Source organism: Bartonella sp. AA86SXKL (genome assembly GCF_042196885.1).
On sequence record NZ_JBHIRE010000460.1, the window covers coordinates 334 to 625 of the forward strand.

The following is a 292-nucleotide window of genomic DNA, read 5'->3' on the forward strand; positions in this document are numbered from 1 at the left end:
GAAAGCCCCTTATCAAATACAAAGCAGGTGAAGCTGTTGTATCATCTAACCAAACCACAAGCGGCATTAACATAAAAACAATAAAAACAAATGTAGCAACGAAAACAGAACACTACCAATTTTATTCAACGCCTCTCCTAATCGGATGTGATGGAGTTTGGTCGACATTACGACAATTGGCACCTTTTCACGAAAAAGCAAATTTTAGTGGCTTTATTGCTTGGCGTGCAACAACAGAATTTGAAAATCTTCCCAAAAGCTTTCGTTCTATACTGCAAAATAGAAAGACAAA

At 37.0% G+C, this 292-nt stretch carries 1 pseudogene; it reads left to right on the forward strand.

The features are described from left to right. Positions 1-292, forward strand: a pseudogene (locus ACFIO5_RS12625) (FAD-binding protein); the annotation flags it as partial.